This is a genomic window from Citrobacter sp. wls829, from assembly GCF_005280825.1.
Taxonomy (GTDB): domain Bacteria; phylum Pseudomonadota; class Gammaproteobacteria; order Enterobacterales; family Enterobacteriaceae; genus Citrobacter; species Citrobacter gillenii.
In genome coordinates this window covers 47,883-73,130 of record NZ_SZWP01000068.1, presented here as the reverse complement: position 1 = coordinate 73,130, position 25,248 = coordinate 47,883, and the positions used below count along the sequence as shown (strand labels likewise).

Annotated in this window: 25 protein-coding genes; 13 read left to right on the top strand and 12 right to left on the bottom strand. The window is 52.5% G+C overall.

Translation table 11 applies throughout. The features are described from left to right. Nucleotides 1-48: 48 nt before the first annotated feature. Together mlrA and FDW88_RS14545 are read left to right on the top strand one after the other, a co-directional pair. Nucleotides 49-780: an HTH-type transcriptional regulator MlrA gene (mlrA, locus tag FDW88_RS14550; RefSeq protein WP_115258046.1), complete on the top strand. Its 732-nt coding sequence runs from the start codon at nucleotides 49-51 to the stop codon at nucleotides 778-780. A 52-nt stretch (nucleotides 781-832) separates the two neighbouring features. Beyond that, entirely contained in the window at nucleotides 833-940 is a 108-nt protein-coding gene (locus FDW88_RS14545; RefSeq protein WP_003027354.1) for a protein YohO, read from the top strand. Here the strand turns inward: FDW88_RS14545 and FDW88_RS14540 are convergent. From FDW88_RS14540 to bglX, 5 genes are all read right to left on the bottom strand, one after another. Next, on the bottom strand, nucleotides 921-1,652 hold the full coding sequence (locus FDW88_RS14540; protein ID WP_135911741.1) for an ABC transporter permease: 732 nt from the start codon (nucleotides 1,650-1,652) through the stop codon (nucleotides 921-923). The two genes, FDW88_RS14545 and FDW88_RS14540, sit on opposite strands and share 20 nt — an antisense overlap. Then, on the bottom strand, nucleotides 1,636-2,583 hold the full coding sequence (locus tag FDW88_RS14535) for an ABC transporter ATP-binding protein (protein WP_137362823.1): 948 nt from the start codon (nucleotides 2,581-2,583) through the stop codon (nucleotides 1,636-1,638). Before FDW88_RS14535 ends, FDW88_RS14540 begins: the two co-directional genes overlap by 17 nt. Further along, nucleotides 2,576-3,724 carry an ABC transporter permease gene (locus tag FDW88_RS14530; protein ID WP_137362822.1) on the bottom strand — a complete coding sequence of 383 codons (1,149 nt, stop codon included), beginning with the start codon at nucleotides 3,722-3,724 and terminating at the stop codon, nucleotides 2,576-2,578. The genes FDW88_RS14535 and FDW88_RS14530 overlap by 8 nt, the downstream gene beginning before the upstream one ends. Nucleotides 3,725-3,757: 33 nt before the next feature. Beyond that, nucleotides 3,758-4,675, bottom strand: a complete 918-nt coding sequence (locus tag FDW88_RS14525; RefSeq protein WP_115258042.1) for an ABC transporter substrate-binding protein — start codon at nucleotides 4,673-4,675, stop codon at nucleotides 3,758-3,760. 229 nt (nucleotides 4,676-4,904) lie between these two features. Further along, nucleotides 4,905-7,202, bottom strand: a complete 2,298-nt coding sequence (gene bglX, locus FDW88_RS14520; RefSeq protein ID WP_137362821.1) for a beta-glucosidase BglX — start codon at nucleotides 7,200-7,202, stop codon at nucleotides 4,905-4,907. A gap of 232 nt (nucleotides 7,203-7,434) precedes the next feature. On the opposite strand from bglX, the gene dld reads away from it, so the two are divergent. Next, nucleotides 7,435-9,147 (top strand): D-lactate dehydrogenase, encoded by a 1,713-nt coding sequence (gene dld / locus FDW88_RS14515; RefSeq protein ID WP_137362820.1) that lies wholly within the window; start codon nucleotides 7,435-7,437, stop codon nucleotides 9,145-9,147. Between the two features lie 64 nt (nucleotides 9,148-9,211). Here the strand turns inward: dld and pbpG are convergent, their stop codons facing one another. Beyond that, a complete protein-coding gene (gene pbpG, locus FDW88_RS14510) occupies nucleotides 9,212-10,147 on the bottom strand; it encodes a D-alanyl-D-alanine endopeptidase (protein ID WP_137362819.1) in 936 nt (311 codons plus the stop codon). 180 nt (nucleotides 10,148-10,327) lie between these two features. Beyond that, the gene (locus FDW88_RS14505) at nucleotides 10,328-10,915 is read right to left on the bottom strand and encodes a Yip1 family protein (protein ID WP_117343470.1); all 588 of its coding nucleotides are present in this window, start codon (nucleotides 10,913-10,915) and stop codon (nucleotides 10,328-10,330) included. Between the two features lie 163 nt (nucleotides 10,916-11,078). Here FDW88_RS14505 and FDW88_RS14500 point away from each other — a divergent pair, with 163 nt between their 5' ends. Next, nucleotides 11,079-11,657, top strand: a complete 579-nt coding sequence (locus tag FDW88_RS14500; protein ID WP_115258037.1) for a DedA family protein — start codon at nucleotides 11,079-11,081, stop codon at nucleotides 11,655-11,657. Between the two features lie 18 nt (nucleotides 11,658-11,675). Here the strand turns inward: FDW88_RS14500 and mdtQ are convergent, their stop codons facing one another. Beyond that, nucleotides 11,676-13,115: a multidrug resistance outer membrane protein MdtQ gene (gene mdtQ / locus FDW88_RS14495; RefSeq protein WP_137362818.1), complete on the bottom strand. Its 1,440-nt coding sequence runs from the start codon at nucleotides 13,113-13,115 to the stop codon at nucleotides 11,676-11,678. A 169-nt stretch (nucleotides 13,116-13,284) separates the two neighbouring features. Here mdtQ and FDW88_RS14490 point away from each other — a divergent pair, with 169 nt between their 5' ends. After that, complete coding sequence (locus FDW88_RS14490; RefSeq protein WP_137362817.1) at nucleotides 13,285-14,019, top strand: bifunctional 2-polyprenyl-6-hydroxyphenol methylase/3-demethylubiquinol 3-O-methyltransferase UbiG; 735 nt, start codon at nucleotides 13,285-13,287, stop codon at nucleotides 14,017-14,019. 69 nt (nucleotides 14,020-14,088) lie between these two features. After that, nucleotides 14,089-14,172 (top strand): small membrane protein YohP, encoded by an 84-nt coding sequence (gene yohP / locus FDW88_RS22820; protein ID WP_000698460.1) that lies wholly within the window; start codon nucleotides 14,089-14,091, stop codon nucleotides 14,170-14,172. Nucleotides 14,173-14,228: 56 nt separating this feature from the next. Here the strand turns inward: yohP and dusC are convergent, their stop codons facing one another. Further along, nucleotides 14,229-15,167, bottom strand: a complete 939-nt coding sequence (dusC, locus tag FDW88_RS14480; protein ID WP_115258034.1) for a tRNA dihydrouridine(16) synthase DusC — start codon at nucleotides 15,165-15,167, stop codon at nucleotides 14,229-14,231. 214 nt (nucleotides 15,168-15,381) lie between these two features. Between dusC and FDW88_RS14475 the strand changes: the two genes are divergently transcribed. From FDW88_RS14475 to preA, 7 genes are all read left to right on the top strand, one after another. Continuing rightward, nucleotides 15,382-15,780, top strand: a complete 399-nt coding sequence (locus FDW88_RS14475; protein WP_096756494.1) for a CidA/LrgA family protein — start codon at nucleotides 15,382-15,384, stop codon at nucleotides 15,778-15,780. Beyond that, on the top strand, nucleotides 15,777-16,472 hold the full coding sequence (locus FDW88_RS14470) for a CidB/LrgB family autolysis modulator (RefSeq protein ID WP_096756493.1): 696 nt from the start codon (nucleotides 15,777-15,779) through the stop codon (nucleotides 16,470-16,472). The genes FDW88_RS14475 and FDW88_RS14470 overlap by 4 nt, the downstream gene beginning before the upstream one ends. 147 nt (nucleotides 16,473-16,619) lie before the next feature. Then, nucleotides 16,620-17,504, top strand: a complete 885-nt coding sequence (cdd, locus tag FDW88_RS14465; RefSeq protein WP_117343465.1) for a cytidine deaminase — start codon at nucleotides 16,620-16,622, stop codon at nucleotides 17,502-17,504. A gap of 205 nt (nucleotides 17,505-17,709) precedes the next feature. Continuing rightward, complete coding sequence (gene sanA, locus FDW88_RS14460; RefSeq protein WP_117343464.1) at nucleotides 17,710-18,429, top strand: outer membrane permeability protein SanA; 720 nt, start codon at nucleotides 17,710-17,712, stop codon at nucleotides 18,427-18,429. A gap of 2 nt (nucleotides 18,430-18,431) precedes the next feature. Beyond that, nucleotides 18,432-18,671, top strand: coding sequence for a DUF2542 family protein (locus tag FDW88_RS14455; RefSeq protein ID WP_096756490.1), 240 nt, complete (start codon nucleotides 18,432-18,434; stop codon nucleotides 18,669-18,671). Nucleotides 18,672-18,904: 233 nt separating this feature from the next. Next, a complete protein-coding gene (locus FDW88_RS14450) occupies nucleotides 18,905-20,146 on the top strand; it encodes an NAD(P)-dependent oxidoreductase (protein WP_137362816.1) in 1,242 nt (413 codons plus the stop codon). Next, nucleotides 20,140-21,375 (top strand): NAD-dependent dihydropyrimidine dehydrogenase subunit PreA, encoded by a 1,236-nt coding sequence (gene preA, locus FDW88_RS14445; protein ID WP_137362815.1) that lies wholly within the window; start codon nucleotides 20,140-20,142, stop codon nucleotides 21,373-21,375. The genes FDW88_RS14450 and preA overlap by 7 nt, the downstream gene beginning before the upstream one ends. Before the next feature lie 61 nt (nucleotides 21,376-21,436). Here the strand turns inward: preA and mglC are convergent, their stop codons facing one another. From mglC to mglB, 3 genes are all read right to left on the bottom strand, one after another. Then, entirely contained in the window at nucleotides 21,437-22,447 is a 1,011-nt protein-coding gene (gene mglC / locus FDW88_RS14440) for a galactose/methyl galactoside ABC transporter permease MglC (protein WP_115258030.1), read from the bottom strand. A gap of 15 nt (nucleotides 22,448-22,462) precedes the next feature. Further along, nucleotides 22,463-23,983, bottom strand: a complete 1,521-nt coding sequence (mglA, locus tag FDW88_RS14435; protein ID WP_096756486.1) for a galactose/methyl galactoside ABC transporter ATP-binding protein MglA — start codon at nucleotides 23,981-23,983, stop codon at nucleotides 22,463-22,465. A gap of 71 nt (nucleotides 23,984-24,054) precedes the next feature. Further along, a complete protein-coding gene (gene mglB / locus FDW88_RS14430; protein ID WP_096756485.1) occupies nucleotides 24,055-25,053 on the bottom strand; it encodes a galactose/glucose ABC transporter substrate-binding protein MglB in 999 nt (332 codons plus the stop codon). Nucleotides 25,054-25,248 lie beyond the last annotated feature (195 nt).

The window sequence follows — 25,248 nt, the reverse complement described above, 5'->3', positions numbered from 1 at the left end:
AGCGTCTAAAGTAAAACTGGGACCTCGCGAGCAAGAGTGAGACAACAAATGGCGCTTTACACCATCGGTGAAGTGGCTTTGCTTTGTGATATTAACCCTGTCACTTTACGTGCGTGGCAGCGGCGATATGGATTACTGAAACCGCAGCGCACAGACGGCGGTCATCGTTTGTTTAACGACGCGGACATCGACAGGATCCGCGAGATCAAACGCTGGATAAACAACGGTGTGCAGGTCAGTAAGGTTAAAATGTTGCTCAGCAATGAGAGCATTGATGTGCACAACGGCTGGCGCGAGCAGCAAGAAACGCTGTTGAGCTATTTGCAAAGTAATAATTTGCATAGTCTGCGATTGTGGATCAAAGAACGTGGCCAGGATTATCCCGCCCAGACGCTGAACACCCATCTGTTCATTCCGCTGCGGCGACGCCTGCAATGTCAGCAACCTATTCTTCAGGCACTGCTCGGCATTCTTGACGGCGTGCTGATTAACTACATTGCGATTTGCCTCGCCTCAGCCCGTAAGAAACAAGGTAAAGACGCGCTGGTCGTCGGCTGGAATATTCACGATACCACCCGGTTATGGCTGGAGGGCTGGGTCGCCAGCCAGCAAGGATGGCGGGTTGACGTACTGGCTCACTCGCTCAATCAACTGCGACCGGAACTGTTTGAAGGCCGGACACTTCTGGTGTGGTGCGGCGATAACCAGACGGCCGCTCAACACCAACAATTAACCGAGTGGCGTGCGCTAGGCCACGATATTTATCCACTCGGTATTTAATATTCCATTAACAAACGTGTACAATCCTTTTATATACCATAAGGAGTACACCATGAGCGCAGCTAAAATCGGCGTGATCACCCTCTTCCTGTTGATGGCCATCGGCGGAATCGGCGGTGTGATGCTTGCAGGCTATACCTTTATTTTACGTGCCGGGTAAGGTGTTGCGCGACTCGCTCAAACCCGCGATCGACAATGATGGCCGCCAACGCGACCAGCAGCGCCCCCTGTATCACATAGGCAGTATTAAATCCGCTCAGCCCGATGATTATCGGCGTACCCAGCGTGTTTGCCCCCACGGTTGAGGCGATCGTGGCGGTGCCAATGTTAATAATCACCGACGTGCGAATACCAGCCAGAATAACCGGCGCGGCCAGCGGCAGCTCCACTTTGCGCAACCGTTGACCGCTGCTCATCCCCATTCCACTGGCAACATCCAGCACGCTGGCTGATATTCCGCCCAGCCCCGCCAGCGTCGCCTGTAAAATCGGTAACACGCCGTACAAGATCAGCGCGATGATGGCCGGCTGTGGACCAAACCCCATCACCGGAACAGCGATGGCCAGCACGGCGACCGGCGGAAAAGTTTGCCCCACGGCGGCAATGGTTTCCACCAGCGGTCTGAATTCAGTTCCCCATGAACGCGTGACCACGATCCCCGCCCCCATGCCAATGATCACCGCCACCAGGCTCGAGATCCCCACCAGGCTAAAATGGGCCAACGCCAGAGCCAGAAAACTCTCCTGCTGATAAACCGGTCGCGGCAGCTGCGGGAACAGCGCGCTAAACAGCGCCTGGCTATGAGGCAACCCTGCCAGCAGCAGCAGAAAACAGATAACCAGCCATAACAGCGGATCAGTCAGACGTTTCACGGTGCGGCCTCGGTGAGAGTAAATCCTGAAAATGGAGCGTCCCGCAGGCTCCGCCCTTTGCGTCAACCACCGGCAGAACGTCGCACCCCTGCGCCACAAAAATAGAGAGCGCATCGCGCAGTGTCATCTCGTCTACCAGCGGCTCGCCGCTGAGCTGCTCATGGCGGCGGGTAAAATCACCGACAGTGCGCAGCGCCAGCAGCCGAACACCCAGTTCGCTGCGGCCAAAAAAGGTGTGTACGAAGTCGTTAGCCGGTGCTGTGAGCATCGATAGCGGCGTGCCTTGTTGCACCACCTGACCTGCGTCCATCAGCACCAGGTGTTCCGCCAGCCTCAGCGCTTCGTCAATATCATGGGTAACCAGCACAATGGTGCGTCCCAACAGCCGGTGAATGCGGGTCATCTCCTGCTGCAACGCGTTGCGCGTTACCGGATCCAGCGCACCAAAAGGTTCATCCATCAGCAGCACCTGGGGATCGGCGGCCAGCGCACGCGCCACTCCCACCCGCTGTTGTTGCCCACCGGAAAGCTGATGAGGATAACGATGACGCAACCCCTCTTCCAACCCCAGCAACGCCATCAGTTCATCTGTACGGTCATCAATACGTGAACGCGACCATTTCTGCAGCTGCAATACGGTGGCAATGTTCTGTGCAACGGTCCAGTGCGGAAACAGTCCAATAGACTGAATGGCGTATCCCATCCGTCGTCTTAATTCCAGCACCGGCAGGCTGCGGATCTCATCGCCAGCAAAGCGAATCGTCCCGCTGTCATGCTCCACCAGGCGGTTAATCATTTTGAGCGTAGTGGACTTCCCCGACCCCGACGTACCAATCAAGACAGAAAAGCTGCCTTCGCGAAAATGCAGATTGAGATCGTTGACCGCGTGTTGTTGGCCAAAGGTTTTACAGACATGGCTAAATTCAATCATCAACGGTCACCTTCAGCAGAGCTAAACCTAAATCAAACAGGGCATCGATCAGCACCGCCAGCACCACCACCGGGACGACACCCAGTAGTACTAAATCGACGGCACTGCTGAGCAATCCCTGAAAAACCAATGCGCCAAATCCCCCCGCGCCAATCAGTGCGGCAATAACGGCCATCCCCACCGTCTGCACCATCACGACACGTAAACTGCGCAAGAAGACCGGTAACGCCAGCGGGAGTTGTACCGAACAAAAGCGCTGACGTGAGTTCATTCCCATTGCCCGGGCGCTTTCCAGCACATCGAGAGGAACCTGGTTCAGCCCCGCCACCACGCCGCGCACCAGCGGCAGTAGCGCGTACAGCACCAGCGCAATCAGCGCAGGGGCCAACCCGGTTCCGGCAATGCCCAATGCACGTAACCAGGGAAAATGCTGAACCAGCCCGGCAAGCGGGGCAATCAGCAGGCCAAACAGCGCCACGGAAGGAATGGTCTGAATAATATTCAGTACGGCAAATACCGGCCCCTGGCGCGACGTAGAGAAGGCACACCAGATGCCCAACGGGATGCCAATCACCAGCGCTGGCAGCACGGTTCCGAGCAGGATAGTCAGATGTTGCGCCAGCGCATCGTCGAAGACATCCTGACGATTGGCATACTCTTTGAGCAGCGAAAGGTCGTTGAACATCCCGGTCAGCAGCAGCGCAACGGGGACGATGGCAATGTGCATATGCAGTAACCAACGCCACAGTGGCCTCGCGGTGAGACGACGAATCGCGTCGCTGAGCGCCAGCAGCATCAGTCCCAGCCCAAGCCAGAATCCGCTACCCAGACTGGTTCTCGCCAGCGGACTTCCCGTCTGCGCCAGCCCGCTTGCCGTTTTACCGGCGGCAATCAACGCCGCTATCAGCAGCAGTTGCACTACGATCAGGGTTAACACGTTGCCGGCGCGACCGGGGATAAAACACAGCGCCACCAGTAGCAGAAACATCGCCGCCAGCCCCCACGCAAAACCGGGCCAGAGTTCCCAGAGTTGTCGACCTTCGCCAGAGACCAGACGATTGGGGGCATAACTGATGAAAGGCAGCGCGGCTGCCGCCATTAGCAGAAATACCAGCAGCAACAGCACTCGATTAACAGACATCGTTGATACAACACTCACCTGATGCAAACTCCGTTACTTCACCCATCCTTTTTGCTTCAGGTAATCTGCTGCGACTTTTTTCGCATCCAGCCCTTCAACGGCGATACTGGCATTAAGCTGTTGTAGCGTTTTTTCATCGAGACTGGCAAAGACCGGCTGCAGCCATTCCGCCATTTGCGGGTAGGCCTGCAGTACTGATTCACGCACCACTGGCGCAGGAGCATAGATCGGCTGGACACCTTTTGGATCGCTGAGCGTTTGCAGTCCCAGCGCCGCAACAGGGCCGTCGGTCCCGTAGGCCATCGCGGCATTGACGCCTGAGGTTTGCTGCGCAGCGGCTTTAATGGTCACCGCCGTGTCTCCCCCTGCCAGCGATAAAAGCTGATTTTGATTGAGCGTAAAGCCATAAGCTTTTTCAAACGCAGGCAACGCATCCGCACGTTCGATAAACTCTGCCGAGGCGGCCAGTTTGAACGTGCCGCCGTCTTTCAGGTAGCGTCCCAGGTCAGCCAGCGAAACGAGCTTATTCTTTTCGGCAACATCCTGACGGAGGGCAATGGTCCAGGTGTTATTGGCGGGCGCAGGCGTTAGCCAGACCAGTTTGTTCTGTTCCGCATCCAGTTTTTTGACTTTTTCATAACCGGCCTGCGCATTTTTCCACGCCGGGTCATTTTCATCTTTAAAGAAGAAAGCCCCGTTTCCGGTATATTCCGGGTAAATATCCAGTTCGCCGGAGGTGATGGCCCCGCGCACCACTGGTGTGGTTCCCAACTGGACTTTATTGACGGTTTTCACGCCGTGGCTTTCAAGCACCTGCAAAATCATATTGCCGAGCAGCGCCCCTTCCGTATCAATTTTTGATCCCACCGTGACGGGTGATGCGGCCTGCAGGGGTAAGCTCATCGCGGCAAACAGCGCCAGCGAGCCCGCCCAGACCTTTGAGATTATCATGCTGCTCTCCTCATCCTTTGACTGTCCTTTTCAGGACATAGAGGGAAAAGCATAGTCGAAAAATCTGACCTTAACCTAGCAATTGAGGGGTAACGGAGGGAAGGATTAGCAGTAACTCGGTGATAAATATAAAAAGACCGGCAAAACCTCAGGGGCTTTGCCGGTGGGGATGAATCTATGGACCTGACACGTGTGGAGCCATCAGGTCTGACGCAAATTCACCTGATCATTACAGCAGTTCAAACTCGCCCTGCTTCACTCTGGCAGAATCTACGCCGATAAAGACGTTGAATTTGCCCGGTTCCACATCGTATTGCATACGCTGGTTCCAGTATTTCAGCGCCTCAATATCAATCGGGAAACTGACCGTTTGCGTCTCGCCCGGTTTGAGATTCACCTTCTCAAACCCCTTCAGCTGTTTGACAGGGCGACTCATGGAGGCGGTCACATCCTGTAAATACATCTGAATCACCGTCGCTCCTTCGCGTTTGCCGGTGTTGGTAACCTGCACGCTGGTGGTGACCATTCCATCACGCTTCATCGTCGGTGCAGAAAGCTTCACATCAGAAACGGTAAAGGTGGTGTAGCTCAGACCATAGCCAAAGGGATACAGCGGGCCGTTGGCTTCGTCAAAGTAACGTGAGGTGTATTTGTTCGGCTTATCGGCGTTATACGGACGACCGGTATTCAGGTGGCTGTAATAGACCGGGATCTGTCCGACAGAGCGCGGGAAAGACATCGGCAGTTTACCTGACGGGTTGTAATCGCCAAACAGGACATCGGCAATGGCGTTGCCGCCTTCCGTCCCGGCAAACCAGGTTTCCAGAATCGCGTCGGCCTGCTGGTCTTCTTTCACCAGCGCCAATGGACGCCCGTTCATCAGCACCAGCACCAGCGGCTTGCCGGTGGCTTTCAGCGCGGTAATCAGGTCACGCTGGCTTTGCGGAATCGTGATATCGGTCCGGCTGGAGGCTTCATGCGCCATACCTTGCGCTTCACCGACCACAGCGACCACCACATCAGACTGCTGCGCGGCCTTGACCGCTTCATCAATCATGGCCTGCGGCGAGCGTGGGTCGACTTTCACCGCCTCTTCATACAGATTGAGGAAGTCGACAATGCCTTTATCGTTAGTGATATTCGCCCCTTTGGCGTACACCACTTTGCCCTTATCGCCGAGCGCATTTTTAATGCCCGTCAGAACCGTCACTGACTGTTCGGCAACGCCTGCTGCCGACCAGCTGCCCATCACATCACGCTTGCTGTCCGCCAGTGGTCCCACGACTGCCACAGTCCCCGATTTCTTCAGCGGTAACGTTTCCAGACGGTTTTTCAGCAGCACCAGACTTTCGCGGGCAACGTCACGCGCGTCTTTACGGTGTAATCGGCTTTCCGCGTTGGTGTCCTGCGGGTCAGTCTCTTTGGCCCCCAGATGGCTGTACGGATCGTTAAACAGCCCCATATCATATTTGACGTTCAGCACATGACGCGCGGCATCGTCCAGTTCAGCCATCGTCACCTTACCTGACTTAATCAGGCCCGGTAGATACTTACTGTAATACTCATCGCTCATGCTCATGTTAATGCCGGACTTGATCGCCACGCGCACCGCGTCTTCCGGATCGGAGGCGGTACCATGTTTGATCAACTCTTTAATCGCGCCGTGATCGGAAACGGTAATCCCTTTAAAGCCCCACTCATCGCGCAGCACATCTTTCAACAGCCAGGCGTCAGAAGTCGCAGGGGTGCCGTTCAGCGAGTTAAGACCCACCATCACCGCCCCGCTCCCGGCGTCTAACCCGGCTTTGTACGGTGGCATATAGTCGTTAAACAACCGCTGCGGACTCATATCCACGGTGTTGTACTCTTTTCCGCCTTCTACCGCGCCATAGGCGGCGAAGTGTTTAACGCTGGTCATCACCGAATAGCGATCGGCCGGGCTTTTACCCTGCATCGCTTCGACCATGGTTTTGCCCATCGTGGCGGTCAAATAAGTATCTTCCCCGAAACCTTCTGAGGCGCGTCCCCAGCGCGGATCGCGCGAGACATCAACCATTGGCGCCCAGGTCATATTCAGGCCATCGTCTGCGGCTTCATAGGCAGAAACGCGCCCCACCGTTCTGACCGCATCCAGATTAAACGATGACGCCAGACCGAGGCTTATCGGGAACACGGTGCGCTGACCGTGCAGTACGTCATAGGCGAAAAAGAGAGGGATTTTCAGGCGGCTGAGTTCCATCACCTGATCCTGCATTTTACGGATATCCTCGCGGGTAACGGTGTTAAAAATCGCCCCAACCTGCCCGTCTTTGATCATCTCACGGATGGCTTCTTTCGGGTTATCCGGCCCGACGCTTATCAAACGTAGTTGGCCGATCTTCTCATCGACGGTCATCTGTTTGAGTAAATCGGTAACAAATGCATCCCGTGCTTCAGGGGTCAGAGGATGGTTACCAAACAAGGAGTCCGCCAGCGCTGGCTGCAACGCCAGGCTCACCGCGATACCTACAGAACAAAGCCATTTCATGTTGATTCTCTCTTTATTTTTTCCCGACGAGGCAGCGAAAATATAACAAAAACCGCAGTTTGCCGTAAGCCTAAACGGGAGAGATAAAGAAAGCTAAGGTTATTCTCCTAATTTTGAAATCCGGGATGAATGAAGCACAGCCAATTCAGAGACAACCTGAATGAGAAAGCGTATTGTCATACAGAGCGCTATGCTTGTTTCTGATATTTTTGCCCACCACAAGGAGTGGAGAATGTCTTCCATTACAACAACCGATAATAAAGCGTTGCTTAACGAACTGGCCCGTCTGGTGGGTCATTCGCACCTGCTTACCGAACCGTCTAAAACGGCCCGCTATCGCAAGGGCTTCCGCTCAGGTCAGGGCGAGGCGTTAGCCGTTGTCTTTCCTGGCTCATTGCTGGAACTGTGGCGTGTGCTGAACGCCTGCGTCGTCGCCGACAAAATTATCCTGATGCAGGCCGCCAACACCGGGCTAACCGAAGGCTCTACGCCCAGCGGCAATGACTACGATCGCGAGATTGTTATTATCAGCACCCTGCGCCTCGACAAACTGCACGTCATCGGCAAAGGCGAACAGGTTCTGGCGTATCCCGGCACCACGCTCTATTCGCTGGAAAAAGCACTCAAGCCATTTGGTCGCGAACCGCATTCGGTGATTGGCTCTTCATGCATTGGCGCATCGGTGATTGGTGGGATTTGCAACAACTCCGGCGGCTCGTTGGTACAGCGCGGCCCGGCATATACCGAGATGTCGCTGTTTGCGCGAATTGACGAACAAGGCAAATTACAGCTGGTCAACCATCTGGGTATCGAACTTGGCCAGACGCCGGAGCAGATCCTCAGCAAACTTGATGACGAACGCATTAAAGATGACGATGTGCATCACGACGGGCGTCACGCGCACGATCACGATTACGTTACCCGCGTCAGAGATATCGAAGCCGATACCCCCGCACGCTATAACGCCGACCCGGATCGGCTGTTTGAATCTTCCGGTTGCGCGGGAAAACTGGCGGTGTTTGCGGTGCGCCTCGACACCTTTGAAGCCGAGAAAAATCAGCAGGTGTTTTATATCGGTACCAATCAGCCAGAGGTGCTGACTGAGATCCGCCGTCATATTCTGGCAAAGTTCGAACACCTGCCGGTCGCCGGCGAGTACATGCACCGTGATATCTACGATATCGCCGAGCAGTACGGCAAAGATACGTTCCTGATGATAGACAAGCTCGGCACCGACAAAATGCCGTTCTTCTTTACCCTGAAAGGTCGCACCGACGCGATGCTGGAAAAAGTGAAAATTTTCCGCCCGCACTTTACCGACCGTGCCATGCAGAAATTTGGCCATTTATTCCCCAGCCATTTACCGGCGCGGATGAAAAGCTGGCGCGATAAATACGAACACCACCTGCTGTTAAAAATGGCCGGTGGCGGCGTGGCCGAAGCACAAAGCTGGTTGACTGAGTTTTTCAAAACTGCCGAGGGCGATTTCTTTGCCTGTACGCCGGAAGAAGGCAGTAAAGCCTTTTTACACCGCTTTGCTGCAGCCGGGGCGGCGATTCGCTATCAGGCCGTCCATGCCGATGAGGTCGAAGATATTCTGGCGCTGGATATTGCGTTGCGCCGTAACGACACGGAATGGTATGAGCATCTGCCGCCCGAGATCGACAGTAAGCTGGTGCATAAGCTCTATTACGGACACTTTATGTGCTATGTCTTCCATCAGGATTACATTGTGAAGAAAGGTGTGGATGCGCATGCGCTGAAAGAGCAAATGCTGGAACTGTTGCAGGCTCGCGGGGCGCAGTACCCGGCAGAGCACAATGTGGGACACCTGTACAAAGCGCCGGAAACCTTGACGCGTTTTTATCGCGACAACGATCCGACCAACAGCATGAACCCAGGGATCGGTAAAACCAGTAAACAGAAGTTCTGGAAAGAATCGTAGGCCCGATAAGCGTAAGCGCCATCAGGCACGTTGCCGGGGGCGCTTCGCTTGCCCGGCCTACGGTTTAATCGTTCTGCGCAGTGTGTTCACCCGTCGCCGCCATTTGTGCGGCTTTTTGCTTTTTATAGCTCAGTGCCGACGCCGGAACCGGCATCACCTTGCCCGTTTCTATCCAGGTACGTAAACGGCTGGCATCGGCAAAATGGGTGTATTTACCAAACGCATCCATCACCACCAGCGCCACCGGTTTGTTGTTGATGACCGTGCGCATCACCAGACAGTGACCCGCCGCGTTGGTAAAGCCGGTTTTGGTGAGCTGGATATTCCAGTTATCGCGGTACACCAGATGGTTGGTGTTGCGGAACGGCAGCGTATAGGCCGGGTTGGCAAAGGTGGCCATATCTTCACGCGTGGTACTTAACTGACCAATCAGCGGATACTGTTTACTGGCAATCAGTAATTTAGTGAGGTCACGGGCGGTCGACACGTTATGAATGGATAACCCTGTCGGTTCCACAAAGCGGGTCTTAGTCATCCCCAGTGATTTCGCTTTGGCATTCATCGCTTTGATAAACGCGTTATAACCGCCAGGATAATGATGCGCCAGGCTTGCCGCCGCACGGTTCTCCGATGACATCAGCGCCAGCAGCAGCATGTCTTTGCGGCTGATTTCACTGTTCAGCCGTACACGAGAATAGATGCCTTTCATTTCTGGCGTCTGGCTGATGTCTACTTTCAGCTTTTCGTTCAGCGGCAGTCGTGCATCCAGCACCACCATCGCCGTCATTAATTTGGTGATCGACGCAATCGGACGCACAAGGTCCGGATGGTTCGAATAGATGACCTTGTTGGTATTCAAATCAACAATCATCGCACTACCAGACGCAATCTCGGGTTGAGAGGCCGCTGCGGTAGCCGCCGTTTTCGCCACGGCTTGGGGTGCAAAAGGAACTGCCAGCACCAGGGCAAGGCTTAATAATGAAACTCGAAATTTAAGCATGATGAGATTTCTGATAATGGTTCACGCACGTCACAACGCACACCGCCCGAGATAGAGAATAATCTCAAGCTAGCGCAGGCATCATAACCACCCGGCAGCATTGCCGCCACCGGAGAATCATCTCGAAATGCTGCGTTGCTGGCTTTTACACCAGCAACGCAGAGTAGACAGGTTGTTAGCTTAGAACAATCGGTATCCATACCCCCACAGGATAACCGTAATCGCCAGCAGAACTTCGAGCACCAGGACGCCAATTGCCAGCGTTGAGCTGGAAAAGCTGAGTCCTTCCTCTCTGCTGATATTCAGGAATGTCGGGATGCCGAGATACAGCAAATAACCGGTGTAAAACAGCGCGATTGTTCCGACTAAGGCACACAGCCAGACCAGCGGATACAGCGCCACCAGCCCACTTAAAAACAGCGGTGTGGCGACATAGCCGGCAAAGACCATGCAATGTGCCAGCGACGGACGCTGCGGATAGTTACGTGCCATCCACCAGATAACCCTGCCCATCACGGCCACGCCGGCCAGCATCACACCGTAAAACAGAATTGCCATCGCAAATCCGGTCAACAGGGATAACTGCAATACGTTGCCGTCGCCAAAACTCCAGCCAATTTGCGTGGTGCCAATAAATGCGCAAATGACCGGGATGGCCGCCATCAGCAGAACATGGTGGGTATAGTGATGCGAAACACTTTCGTTTTCGCTGTTGATCACGTGCATTTCACGATCGGGATGGGAAAATAGCCCCCAGACATGGTTCATGCCGCCCCCTTCTTGTCAGCTCCAGACCTCAACACTTCAAGTATAATTCAGCTTTTGATTATTTTATGTACACGGTAAAAATACCGATGCGCTGGGTGACGGCTTTTCCGGCATCAACAATTCATCAGGTGTATGCTAATGGTTGTGGAGGTCATACAGACGTATGGATATAAACAATCTTATTGCCCAGTACGGCTATGCGGCGCTCATCATTGGCAGCCTGGCCGAAGGCGAAACCATTACCCTGTTGGGCGGTGTGGCGGCGCATCAGGGATTACTCAAATTTCCGCTGGTTGTTGTCTCTGTCGCGCTGGGGGGAATGATTGGCGATCAGTTGCTGTATCTGCTTGGTCGTCGTTACGGCGGCAACATTCTCCGTCGCTTCTCGCGTCATCGGGCAAAAATTCAGTATGCACAGAAAATGATCCAGCGGCGCCCATACCTGTTCGTGGTCGGGACACGTTTTATGTATGGCTTTCGGGTCATTGGCCCCTTGCTGATTGGTGCCAGTCACCTGCCGCCGAAAATCTTTTTACCGCTGAATATTCTCGGCGCACTGGTCTGGGCATTGCTGTTTACTACCCTTGGTTATGTGGGTGGAGAAGTGGTCGCGCCGTGGCTGCACAGTCTCGACCAGCATATCAAGCATGGGGTATGGCTGATTCTGGTTGTTGGGCTGGTGGTGGCGGTCCGCTGGTGGATGAAACGGCGCAATAAACAAAAAACCGACCCGACAGCCTGAATCTGCCGGGCCAGACTCTCAGGATGCGTGGTATCCGCCACCCAGGGCGCTGGTGAGCTGAATAGACGCATCCAGCCACTGACCTTGTAGTATCAGGCCGTTACACTGTTCACGCAGTGCCGGAATTTTTGCCTCACTGACGCGGGAGCCGGCGATAATCCCGGCGTTGAACCGCGCCTGCGCAAGCCCCACTACCCGCTGCGCGTCATGTTCGATCTGCAGCTGATGCTGATTCTTCTGCGCCAGCGTATCCACCTGCGTTGCCGCACGCGCGACATCATTCACCGCATCAACCACCGCTTTATTGTAATTGGCCACGGTCAGGTTACTTTGCGCTTTGGTGATGTCGAGATTCGCATTCAACCTGCCGCTGTCGAAGATCGGGAGCGTTAATCCGGCGGTGACCCCCATTTGTTGGGCAGAATGGCGGAACAGATCGCTCAGATGTAAAGCATCCTGCTGCAGGAAGGCCATCAGGTTAACGTCGGGATAAAATGCCGCTTTTGCCGCATCAATACTGCTCAGAGAAGATTCAATGTACCAGTGAGCCGCCTGCAGGTCCGGTCGGCGGGCCAGCAAGGAATAACCTAACTGGGACGGCAACTGGCTTTCGACGACCGGCATCGTGGTGGCATGCAGCTTCAGCGAGGTGGACTGCGTGTTGGTCAGCGCGCTCAACCGCGCCTCGATGACCTTCATTTTCCCGTTGACGTCGTTGAGTTGCTGCTCCGTTTTACCGGAATCAATATCGGTTTCAACGCCTTCTACCGAGGAGGTCAACCCGTTTTGGTACAGCTCGCGATCGACGGTAATCACATTTTGCTGCTCGGTTTCGATTTGCGTCAGCACGGTCTTCAGCGCCGCCTGCGTCTGCCATTCCCAGTATAAGCGGGAGACACCGCTCGCCAACAGCTGTCGGGTTTGCTCGCGCTCAGCTTCACGCGCTTTGACTGCACCAATGCGTGCTGTTACCTCCGCCCGATTCTTACCCCACAGATCCAGGTTCCAGCCAGCGGTTAATCCCATGGTGCCATTGGTGTACCACGGCCCGGTGGTGCCCGCCGCCGGATCGGTGAGGGCAAACGGTCCCATCAAGCCTTCTGCCGACATTTTCTGGCGCTCGACGTCTGCCGAGAAATCAATCTGCGGACCATCCTGCGCCTCAACGGCCTTCGCCTGCGCCTCTGCCAGTTGGATACGCTGCTCTGCCACCTGCATATCAGGCGAATTCTTTAATGTGCTGTCAATCAACGCATTCAACTGGGGATCGTGATATGCCTTCCACCATTGGCTATCTGGCCAACCATTTTTTAATGCCGCGGGTAACGTAGAATCCACACTTTCAGCGGGCGTCTGCTGTGAGAGCGACTGGCGGGTATCGTGCATTGGGGCACAACCGGGCAGCAGAATAAAAAGCGGCAAGCATGCCGCTGCAAGAAGCACAGAATTACGATTCATGGGGATATACTGGTAAGAAATGATGTGCAAAGAGTACGACTTGTCGCAGATGCTTTTTTAGTTACGCGTGGCAATACATCTTTGGACATCAAAATATATAATTAGAAAAATATATCTCCGTTTAATAATACGGATAAAATAATTCTAATAATTTATGAATGGAGGCACGATGTCACAAAATATCTATGATGATCCGCACTTCTTTGCCGGATATGCCACGCTGGACCGCTCCGTAAAAGGACTCGACGGCGCGCCCGAATGGCCAGCATTACAGGCCATGCTCCCTCCGTTACAAGGTCAGCGCATTCTCGATCTAGGCTGCGGATACGGCTGGTTTTGCCGCTACGCACGCGATAACCACGCGGCAAGCGTCGTGGGCTTAGATATTTCAGAGAAAATGTTAGCCCAGGCTCGCAACATGACCACCGGAGAGGGTATTTCGTACCAGCGCGAAGATCTTGACACGCTGACGTTGGCCGCGGATTCCTTTGAGCTGGTTTATAGCTCGCTCGCCTTGCACTATTTGCAGGATATAGAGCGATTATTGGTAACCATTTACCAGGCGTTAACACCAGGCGGAATGTTGATCTTTTCGGCAGAACACCCAATTTATACAGCGCCCCTCACCCAGGGTTGGATAAAAGACAAAACCGGGCAACTCTCCTGGCCGGTGAATCACTATCAGCAGGAAGGTGAACGCATCAGCAACTGGTTTGCTGAAGGGGTAAAAAAACAACACCGCAAGCTGGCAACCTGGATCAACGCGCTGATTGGCGCCGGGTTTGAGATTGTCTGTGTTGATGAGTGGGGACCGTCTGCTGAACAGATTGCCGCCAACCCCGCGCTGGATGAAGAGAAAGAGCGCCCGATGGTGTTTCTGCTCAGCGCACGTAAGCCGGCATAACTGTGCCTGCAGGCAGAGTTTTCAATAGTTTCCTATACTAAATTTGAACTTACCAAAAAGGGAAGGCTAATGAAAATTCTGCTGTGGGCTATTTTAATTATTTTTCTGATTGGACTGTTGGTGGTGACTGGCGTGTTTAAGATGATTTTCTGACATCAATGCCGGATGGCGGCGTAAACGCCGTCTCCGGCCAGTAATATAATGACCGGTTAAATCTCAATGGCCTGAATCGCCCGCGCGATATCCGGTGAATTATTGAGAGCGCGAATCTCCTGAAACAGCGTCGTCGCTTCGGCATATTCTTTGCGTAAATATCCCAGCCACTGCTTAATACGCGCCACATGATATAGCCCGGTATCACCCTGCTTTTCCAGACGGGTATATTTTTTCAGTAATGTCACCACGTCGGGCCACGGCATCCGCGGTTCGTTATATTTCACCACCCGACTCAGGTTCGGGATATTTAGCGCCCCGCGTCCGATCATCACCGCATCACATCCGGTGACCGCCATACAATTTTGCGCGCTCTGCCAGTCCCAGATTTCACCGTTGGCGATAACCGGAATCGTCAGACGCTGGCGGATCTCACCGATAGCCTGCCAGTTGATATGCTCCGCTTTATATCCTTGCTCTTTGGTGCGGCCATGAACCGCCAGTTCGCTGGCACCCGCCTGCTGAACGGCATCGGCGATTTCAAACTGCCGGTCGCTGCTGTCCCAGCCCAGGCGCACTTTCACCGTTACCGGCAAATGACCCGGCACCGCCTCGCGCATCGCCTTCGCACCCTGATAGATAAGTTCAGGATCTTTCAATAGCGTTGCGCCGCCACCGCTGCCGTTAACCAGTTTTGACGGGCAGCCACAGTTCAGATCAACACCGTACGACCCCAGCTCAACCGCGCGGGCCGCGTTCTCTGCCAGCCATTGTGGATGCTGCCCCAGCAGTTGGATGCGCACCTGCGTGCCGGATGGGGTACGGCTGTTGTTATGCAGCTCCGGGCAGATCCGATGAAATACTTTTGCTGGCAGGAGCTGATCCACCACGCGCACAAATTCGGTGATACACAGATCATAATCATTAACTTCAGTCAGCAGCTCGCGCACCAGTGAGTCGAGCACGCCTTCCATCGGCGCCAGTAAAACACGCATATTGTTACCTGCAAAAAAGAGAGGCGCTATGGTAGCGTCTCCGTACAAGAGATCAAAGCACTGTCAGCAGCACACAGGCGTCAGCCTGTCGATTGGGGCTATTGCCTGATGTTCCAGTTATCTATTTCCACTATGCTTAGAATTCATGATGTGATCGGTAGCACGTTTTTGAGTTTAATTGTATGATGAATAGGTCTCGTCAAGGGTTTCTACTATGAGCAAGTCACTGAACATTATCTGGCAATATTTACGCGCGTTTATCCTGATTTATGCCTGCCTGTATGCGGGTATTTTTCTTGCCTCACTGCTGCCTATCACCATCCCGGGTAGCATTATTGGCATGCTGATTCTGTTTGTTCTGCTGGCATTACAGATACTGCCAGCGAAATGGGTTAACCCCGGTTGCTACGTCCTGATTCGTTACATGGCGCTGCTGTTTGTCCCGATTGGCGTCGGGATCATGCAGTACTTTGACTTGCTGCGCGCGCAATTTGGACCGGTCGTGGTGTCCTGCACCATCAGTACGCTGGTCGTTTTCCTGGTGGTCAGTTGGAGCTCACACCTTGTGCACGGTGAACGCAAAATCGTTGGGCAAAAAGGGTCAAAAGAATGATGGCGTATATCTGGTGGTCGTTACCCCTCACGCTGGCGGTATTTTTTGGCGCACGTAAGTTGGCAATGCGGATCAAAATGCCGCTGCTAAACCCGCTGCTGGTTGCCATGGTGGTGATTATTCCTTTTCTGATCCTGACCGGCATTCCCTACGATCACTATTTCAAAGGTAGCGAAGTGCTGAACGATTTACTGCAACCTGCCGTGGTCGCGTTGGCATACCCGCTGTACGAACAGCTGCACCAAATCCGCGCCCGCTGGAAATCCATTATTGCCATCTGCTTTGCTGGTAGCATTGTGGCGATGGTCACCGGGACCACTATTGCGTTACTGATGGGGGCATCGCCAGAAATTGCCGCATCTATAATGCCTAAATCGGTCACCACGCCGATCGCCATGGCGGTGGGGGGTAGCATCGGCGGTATTCCTGCTATCAGCGCCGTCTGCGTCATCTTTGTCGGGATCCTGGGTGCCGTGTTTGGCCACACACTGTTAAATGCGATGCGCATTCGCACCAAGGCGGCGCGTGGACTGGCAATGGGGACCGCGTCACACGCCCTGGGTACGGCACGCTGCGCGGAGCTTGATTACCAGGAAGGTGCGTTCAGTTCCCTGGCACTGGTTATTTGCGGGATCATCACCTCGCTGGTGGCCCCCTTCCTGTTCCCGGTGATTCTGGCTGTAGTCGGTTAGCGCCATTTTTAGTTCATTTATTTGCGATGCGTTGCACATTTTTCATTTAAGTTTCATGAGTTGCATACACAGTGAGATTTGGATCACATATAAAGCCGTAACAGGCCCGTAAACTACGATTCCATTACATTGTTATGAGGCATCGCCATGCATCCACGTTTTCAAACTGCTTTCGCCCAACTCGCGGGTAACGTGCAATCAGCCCTGGCCCCCCTTCTGGCGGATGTCCATTTCCCCGCCATGTTGACTGCGGAGCAGGTCTCTTTGCTGAAACGCGAATCGGGACTGGACGAAGACGCGCTGGCATTCGCTCTGCTGCCGCTGGCTGCCGCCTGCGCACGTACCGATCTGTCCCATTTTAACGTTGGTGCCATTGCGCGCGGCGTCAGTGGCAACTGGTATTTTGGTAGCAATATGGAATTCCTCGGCGCGACGATGCAGCAAACCGTTCATGCCGAGCAAAGCGCCATCAGTCACGCCTGGCTGCGCGGAGAAAAGGGACTCGCCGCCATTACCGTCAACTACACCCCCTGCGGCCACTGCCGTCAGTTTATGAACGAGCTGAACAGCGGGCTGGATTTACGCATTCATTTGCCGGGTCGTGAGCCGCACGCGCTGCGTGACTACCTGCCGGATGCTTTTGGTCCGAAAGATCTCGACATCAAAACATTGCTGATGGATGAGCAGGATCACGGCTTTGCGCTGCAAGGTGACGCGCTGACGCAGGCGGCGATCGCCGCAGCCAACCGCTGCCATATGCCGTACAGCAACGCCCCAAGCGGTGTGGCACTGGAATGCAAAGACGGTCAAATCTTCAGCGGTAGCTACGCTGAAAACGCCGCTTTTAACCCCACGCTGCCTCCGCTGCAGGGTGCATTAAACCTGTTGAATCTGAACGGCTACGATTACCCGGATATTCAACGCGCCGTACTGGCAGAAAAAGCCGATGCGCCGTTGATCCAGTGGGATGCCACTGCCGCTACCCTGAAAGCTCTGGGCTGCAACCGCATCGAGCGCGTTTTGCTAGCGTAAAAAGGTCGTCATGTAGGCCGGATAAGCCAACGCCGCCATCAGGCATTATCGCCATAGCCTGATGGCGGCGCGTTAGCGTCTTATCTGACCTACATGCTCTAAACAGTATTGCTGAAAATCCCCTCAATCAGACTGCTGTTTCTTGCGCTACGCCGTCGAGTACAGTAGCCTGATTAACATTCCATCCTATTGCCGAGTTATCTACATGTTAAAGCGCGTGTTTTACAGCTTGTTAGTCCTGATAGGCTTACTGCTGTTGACGGTGCTTGGCCTCGACCGATGGATGAGCTGGAAGACGGCACCCTATATCTACGACGAATTGCAGGATTTACCCTACCGTCAGGTCGGCGTGGTATTAGGCACCGCGAAATACTATCGCACCGGCGTAATTAACCAGTATTACCGCTACCGCATTCAGGGCGCATTAAACGCGTATAACAGCGGTAAGGTGAATTATCTGCTGCTCAGCGGCGACAATGCCCAGCAAAACTACAACGAACCGATGACGATGCGTAAAGATCTGATTGCCGCTGGCGTCGATCCTGCCGACATCGTGCTTGATTACGCCGGTTTCCGTACACTTGACTCCATTGTGCGCACCCGCAAAGTATTTGATACCAACGATTTCATCATTATCACTCAGCGATTCCACTGCGAGCGCGCGTTGTTTATTGCGCTGCATATGGGCATTCAAGCCCAGTGCTACGCGGTACCGTCGCCAAAAGATATGCTGACCGTACGCGTACGCGAATTTGGCGCACGTTTTGGCGCCCTGGCCGATCTCTATCTTTTTAAACGTGAGCCGCGTTTTTTAGGTCCGCTGGTGCCCATCCCGGCCCTGCACCAGGTTCCGGATGATGCGCAGGGCTACCCGGCGGTCACGCCTGAACAATTGTTAGAATTACAAAAGAAACAAGGAAAATAAGCATGGATGTGCAAACCCTCTTCGTCGTTTTAGCCTTTCTGTTAATCCCTGTATTTTGTTTTCGTGAAGCCTGGAAGGGCTGGCGTACAGGTGCGGTGGATAAAATAAAGAAGAACGCCCGTGAACCCGTTTATGCCTATCGTCATCAAGAACCGCTGCAATTCTGGTCATACGTTCTTGTTTACGCCGGATGCGGATGTTTATCTTTTGGCATGGTGATTTATTTAATCTTTTATCGATAAAATCCAGTTATTAATATTAGCGCTTGAGAATAGCTAATATTATGATAATAATTCCTATTTTAACATAAGGGATTAATGCTGCTTATCGGCATTTCCCTCACACCATCTTTTATTTGTGAAACCTTTCACAGAATACTCTTCCTGCAATGCTTAGCCTTAAGAAAGGCTTTTTTATTTTTATATTTTGTTATTAACAGTTCGCCTTAATTTACTCAAGCATTAAGGAAGAAAAGATGCCACAACAAAATTATCTGGATGAGCTAACGCCCGCTTTCACCCCCTTATTAGCAATAAAAGAGGCCTCGCGCTGTTTATTATGTCACGATGCCCCCTGTAGTCAGGATTGTCCGGCACAAACTGACCCAGGGAAATTTATCCGCTCCATCTATTTTCGCAATTTTAAGGGGGCAGCCGAAACTATTCGCGAAAATAATGCGCTCGGCGCCATTTGTGCTCGGGTATGCCCCACCGAAAAATTATGCCAGCGTGGATGTACGCGCTCAGGAATAGATAAACCGATCGATATTGCACGGCTGCAACGTTTTATTACCGATTTTGAACAGCAGACTGCGATGAAAATTTATCAACCGGCAACCAAAACACGTGGCAAAGTCGCCATTATCGGCGCAGGGCCAGCTGGGTTGCAGGCCAGCGTGACGTTGAGTAACCTGGGTTATGACGTAACGATCTACGAAAAGCAGGCTCAGCCGGGTGGCTGGCTACGCTTTGGCATTCCTGAGTTTCGCCTGCCTCAATCCGTGGTGGATCTTGAGATTGCCCGTATCGTTGAAATGGGCGTCACCATCAAGTGCGATTGCGAAGTCGGCAACACGATCGCCGTCGAACAACTCAAAGCTGAAAATCGCGCCGTGCTGGTGACTGTTGGGATGTCTTATGGTTCCACCCTGCCATTGTTTGATGAGGCGGATAACGTTGAGATCGCCGTCGATTTCTTGCAACGCGCGCGACGGGCGCACGGTGATATCACCTTACCGCAGAGTGCGTTAATTATCGGCGGGGGCGATGTCGCCATGGATGTCGCCAGCACGCTGAAACTTCTCGGCTGCCCGTCAGTTACCTGTGTCGCTCGTGAAGAATTAGCTGAATTTCCCGCCAGTGACAAAGAGTTTACCAGCACGCAGGCATTAGGCGTGTCGATCATCGACGGTTTTACGCCGGTAGCGGTTGCCGGAAATAAAGTCACCTTTAAACACGTGCGTCTGCTAGGGGAACTCTCTCTTGAAGCCGAGCATATTATTCTCGCCGTCGGCCAACACGCACAGTTGGATGCGTTTCACGCGTTAACAGCGCAACGTAATCTTATTGAAACCCACAATTATCAAACCGCCGATCCGGTTATTTTCGCCGCTGGCGATATTGTCAAAGGAGATAAAACCGTGGTGTCTGCCGTGAAAACCGGTAAAGAAGCCGCTCAGGCAATTCATCACTATTTAGAGGGGGTTTGCTCATGTTAACGAAAGATCTTTCTATTACCTTTTGCGGCGTAAAATTCCCCAACCCGTTTTGCCTCTCTTCTTCTCCGGTAGGCAACTGCTTTGAGATGTGCGCCAAAGCCTATGACACCGGCTGGGGCGGCATTGTGTTTAAAACTATTGGTTTTTTTATTGCCAACGAAGTCTCCCCACGATTTGACCATCTGACAAAAGAAGATACCGGCTTTATCGGCTTCAAGAATATGGAGCAGATTGCCGAACATCCGCTGGAAGAGAACCTGGCCGCCATTCGTAAACTGAAACAACATTACCCTGATAAGGTGCTGATTGCGTCAATCATGGGCGAAAATGAGCAGCAATGGCAGGAGCTGGCACGACTGGTTGAAGAAGCCGGTGCAGATATAATTGAGTGCAACTTCTCGTGTCCGCAGATGACTTCACATGCGATGGGCAGCGATGTCGGGCAAAGCCCGGAGTTGGTTGAGAAATACTGTCGGGCAGTTAAACGCGGTTCCTCTCTACCGATGTTAGCCAAAATGACGCCTAATATCGGTGATATGTGCGAAGTCGCTCTGGCGGCTAAACACGGAGGCGCTGACGGTATCGCGACCATTAACACCGTAAAATCCATCACCAATATCGACCTGAAGCGGAAGATCGGCATGCCGGTGGTCAACGGGAAATCCAGTATTTCTGGCTATTCCGGGAAGGCGGTAAAGCCCATCGCACTGCGCTTTATCCAACAACTGCGTTCACACCCAGAACTGCATGATTTCCCGATTAGCGGCATTGGCGGTATTGAAACCTGGGAAGATGCCGCCGAATTCTTGCTGTTAGGCGCAGCCACGCTGCAGGTCACCACCGGGATCATGCAGTACGGCTACCGTATTGTGGAAGATATGACCAGCGGACTGTCGCACTATCTTGCCGATCAGGGGTTTAACTCACTGGAAGAGATGGTCGGTCTTGCCAATGCCAATATTATTCCGGCTGAAGATCTTGACCGTAGTTACATCGTCTACCCCCATATCAACCTCGAAAAATGCGTCGGCTGCGGACGCTGCTATATCTCCTGCTATGACGGCGGACATCAGGCGATGGAGTGGGATGAGCAGACCCGTACACCGCACTGCGACACGGAAAAATGCGTCGGTTGCTTGCTGTGTGGTCACGTTTGTCCGGTCGCCTGCATCGATTTAGGCGAGGTCAAATTCAAAACAGGTGAGAAAGCACATGCAGTAACGCTGTAACACAAGTAACAAAAAGCCCGGTGCAGTCATTTCTCTGCCCCGGGCTTTTTGTTGTCTATCGTTACTTCTTACGCGCGTATTTCAGTGAGTCCAGCGCCACGGCGAAGATAATAATGCCGCCTTTAATGATGTACTGCCAGTAAGGGTTCACGCCGATGTAGGTCAGGCCATAGTTGATGACGGTGAAGATTATCACACCGGTCACTACGCCAAAGACGGTACCGACCCCACCACTGAACGACACGCCGCCCACGACACAGGCCGCAATGGCATCAAGCTCATACATAAAGCCGAGGTTGTTGGTTGCCGAGCCGATACGCCCGGCTTCCAGCAAACCACCGAAGGCATAGAACACCCCGGACAGCGCATAGATAATCAGCAGGTTCAGCGCAACGTTAACACCCGACACTTTCGCCGCTTCCGGGTTACCGCCAATGGCAAAAATGTTTTTACCGAAGCGGGTCTTATTCCACAGTACCCAAACAAAGGCCACCGCAATCAGCGCATAGAAGGTGATGTAGGAGAGTCGGAAACTGCCCAGCGCAATAAAGCCCTGCGCAAAGGTGGAGAACCCGCTGTCAAAGCCAGAAATAGGCGATGCCCCAACGAAATCGTAATACAGTGAGTTGATCCCGTACACGATGATCATCGTACCAAGGGTAGTGATAAACGGCGTCACATTCAGGTAAGCAATGATGATACCGTTCACCAGGCCGATAATGGCACCGATGGCACAAACAATCAGTACCACCACGATGATCGGCATAGTGGCCATTTCCGGGAACACCTTGTTGGCGTTCTCCATAGATTGCAGCAACGTTGCGGCAACCACCGCCGCCAGGCCAACCTGACGCCCGGCTGACAGGTCAGTACCCTGGGTAACAATCAGTCCGGCTACACCCAGCGCGATAATAATACGCACCGAGGATTGGGTCAGAATGTTACTCAAGTTCAGTAAGCTTAAGAATGTGGGATCCTGGAAAATAATAATGGCCAGCAGAACTAAAAGAACAACGTAAATTCCGCCTTCTTTCAGGTAAGTAAGAAAACTTTTCTTATTTAACGCACTCATGAGGAGCCCCTAATCTTAAAGGTGCAAAGACGCAAGACGGAGGATTTCGTTTTGCGTTGTTGTTTTTGTGTCAACAATTCCAGCCACGAGACCATTGCTCATAACCAGAATACGATCGGTAATACCCAGCAGTTCCGGCATTTCAGAGGAGATGATAATAATCCCCTTCTCCTTTTTCGCCAGTTCTGCAATTAGCTGATAAATTTCAAATTTTGCACCAACGTCGATTCCTCGCGTGGGTTCATCCAGCATCAGTATCTCTGGCTGCGTTAACAACCAACGACCAATAACCACCTTTTGCTGGTTACCACCGGACAGGGAACCAATTTGCGTACGATGGCCCGGTGTTTTTACCCTCATTGAGTCAATAACCCATTGGGTATCGCTCTTCATGCGGGAATTATCCAACAGACCCACTTTATTTTTATAGTTCTGAATATTGGAGATTAACGAGTTAAATCCAATATCCAGATAGGCATAAATACCGGTTGAACGGCGCTCTTCCGTGACCAGCGCAAAACCATGGTTAATGGCTTCATTGGCGCTGTGGTTATTAATTTTTTTGCCGTGGAGCGTAATCGTACCCGATGATTTTTCACGAATACCAAAAAGGGTTTCAACGATATCCGTGCGTTTTGCGCCGACTAAACCGGCAATACCGAGGATTTCCCCTTTATGCAGATCAAAAGAGATATCACGAATTGACGGTTGACGTAACGACGTCAGATTGCGTACTTCAAGAATCACTTCACCAGGCGTGTTCTCTTTGTCCGGGAAACGTTGGTTCAGCGAACGTCCCACCATCATGGCGATGATCTTATCCATATCCAGCCCTTCAAGCGGCTGGGTGGCAATCCACTGGCCATCACGCAGGACGGTGATTTCATCGCACAACTGGAAGATTTCTTCCATCTTGTGAGAAATATATACGATACCGCAGCCACGTTCTTTCAGCTTACGGATGATGGTGAACAGATGATTAACCTCTTTTTCGGTTAACGATGAGGTCGGTTCATCCATGATGACGATTTTGGCGTCATACGAAAATGCTTTGGCAATTTCTATCATCTGCATTTGTGAAACCGATAACGTACCGACACGCGCACGCGGATCGATATCAATATCCAGCTCATCAAATATCGCTTTGGTATCACGGTACATTTTATCCTGGTCGACAAACATCCCTTTGGTGGGATAACGCCCCAGCCACATGTTGTCCATCACAGAACGTTGTAAAACCAGGTTTAATTCCTGGTGTACCATTGAAATACCGTTTTCAAGCGCTTCTTTAGCAGAATGAAAATCGATTTCTTTACCCTGAAATAAAATACTGCCGGAATCTTTTTGATAGATCCCAAAAAGACATTTTAATAATGTCGACTTTCCAGCACCATTCTCGCCCATCAAGGCATGAATAGAATGTGGGCGGACTTTTAAATTAACATTATCAAGAGCCTTAACGCCCGGAAAGGACTTGTTGATGCCGCTCATTTCCAACAAGTATTCGCCTGACGACTGAGTATTAGTGCTGACCATAATTATACCTTGTTGGCCTTGCAAAGCGTGTTATTAAGGGCGCAACCAAATTGCGCCCACAGACGGAGTATTTATTTGTTGGTGAACTCTGCCAGATTATCTTTATCGACGCCGACGTAAGGAATACGAACGATTTTATTCTCGATTTTCCAGGTCGTGCCATCCGCTGCGCCTTTGCCGGCTGCCAGGTTTTTCGCCAGATCGAAAGTCGCTTTCGCCTGGTTGTTAGCATCGTTCAGCACGGTACCGGCCATTGCGCCAGATTTAACCAGTGCCAGTGCTTCTGGCAATGCATCCACACCAAATACCGGTACGCTGGTTTTGTTGTGTGCTTTCAGCGCTTCTATCGCACCCATTGCCATAGCGTCGTTGTTCGCGATAACGACTTCAATTTTGTTAGCATTTGGACCGGACATCCACGCATCAACTTTATCTTTCGCCTGAGCGGTATCCCACATAGCGGTATCTAACTGCAACTGCTCAGTTTTAATGCCCTTGTCGTTCAGCTCTTTAATCACGTAGGTGGTACGTGCTTCAGCATCCGGGTGTCCCGGCTCGCCTTTCAGCAGAACAAACTGAATTTTACCGTCTTTGTTCAGGTCCCAGTTCGGGTTTGCCGCCCAGTGCTTAGCAATCAAATCGCCCTGAATGATGCCGGATTCTTTGGAGTCAGTACCGACGTAGAAGGCTTTGTCATAGCTGTCCAGCGCTTTACGAGAAGGCTCTTTGTTGAAGAACACGATAGGAACGTTCTGACCGCGTGCTTTCTCAATGACCGTGCCCGCTGCTGCCGGGTCAACCAGGTTGATCGCCAGAGCTTTCACGCCTTTTGCCAGCAACACATCAATCTGATCGTTTTGTTTAGACTGATCGTTCTGGGAGTCATTCATCAGCAGCTGTACATCTGGCGCCGTTTTGGCATCTTTTTCGATTGCTTTACGTACCACAGACATAAAGTTATCGTCATACTTATAAATCGTCACACCAATACGGGTATCAGCAGCGTGCGCAGCCGCACCGAATAACATGCTTGCCATTACAGCAGACAGGGTCAACACCTTCTTATTCATGGTATCTCCGGTTTTATTATGCAGGGTAGTACTTGAGATAAATGCTCGGCGGGACAGAACGTTACTAAACTGTTACTGAACGCCGAAGCTCACTTTTAAAAATATTTCTTCCGTGTCTGGCAACGCTCCAAAAACAGGCTTTAATTGTTGTTTAAGACGCCCACACCTCGATGAAAGTGATTATTCACCGTTACA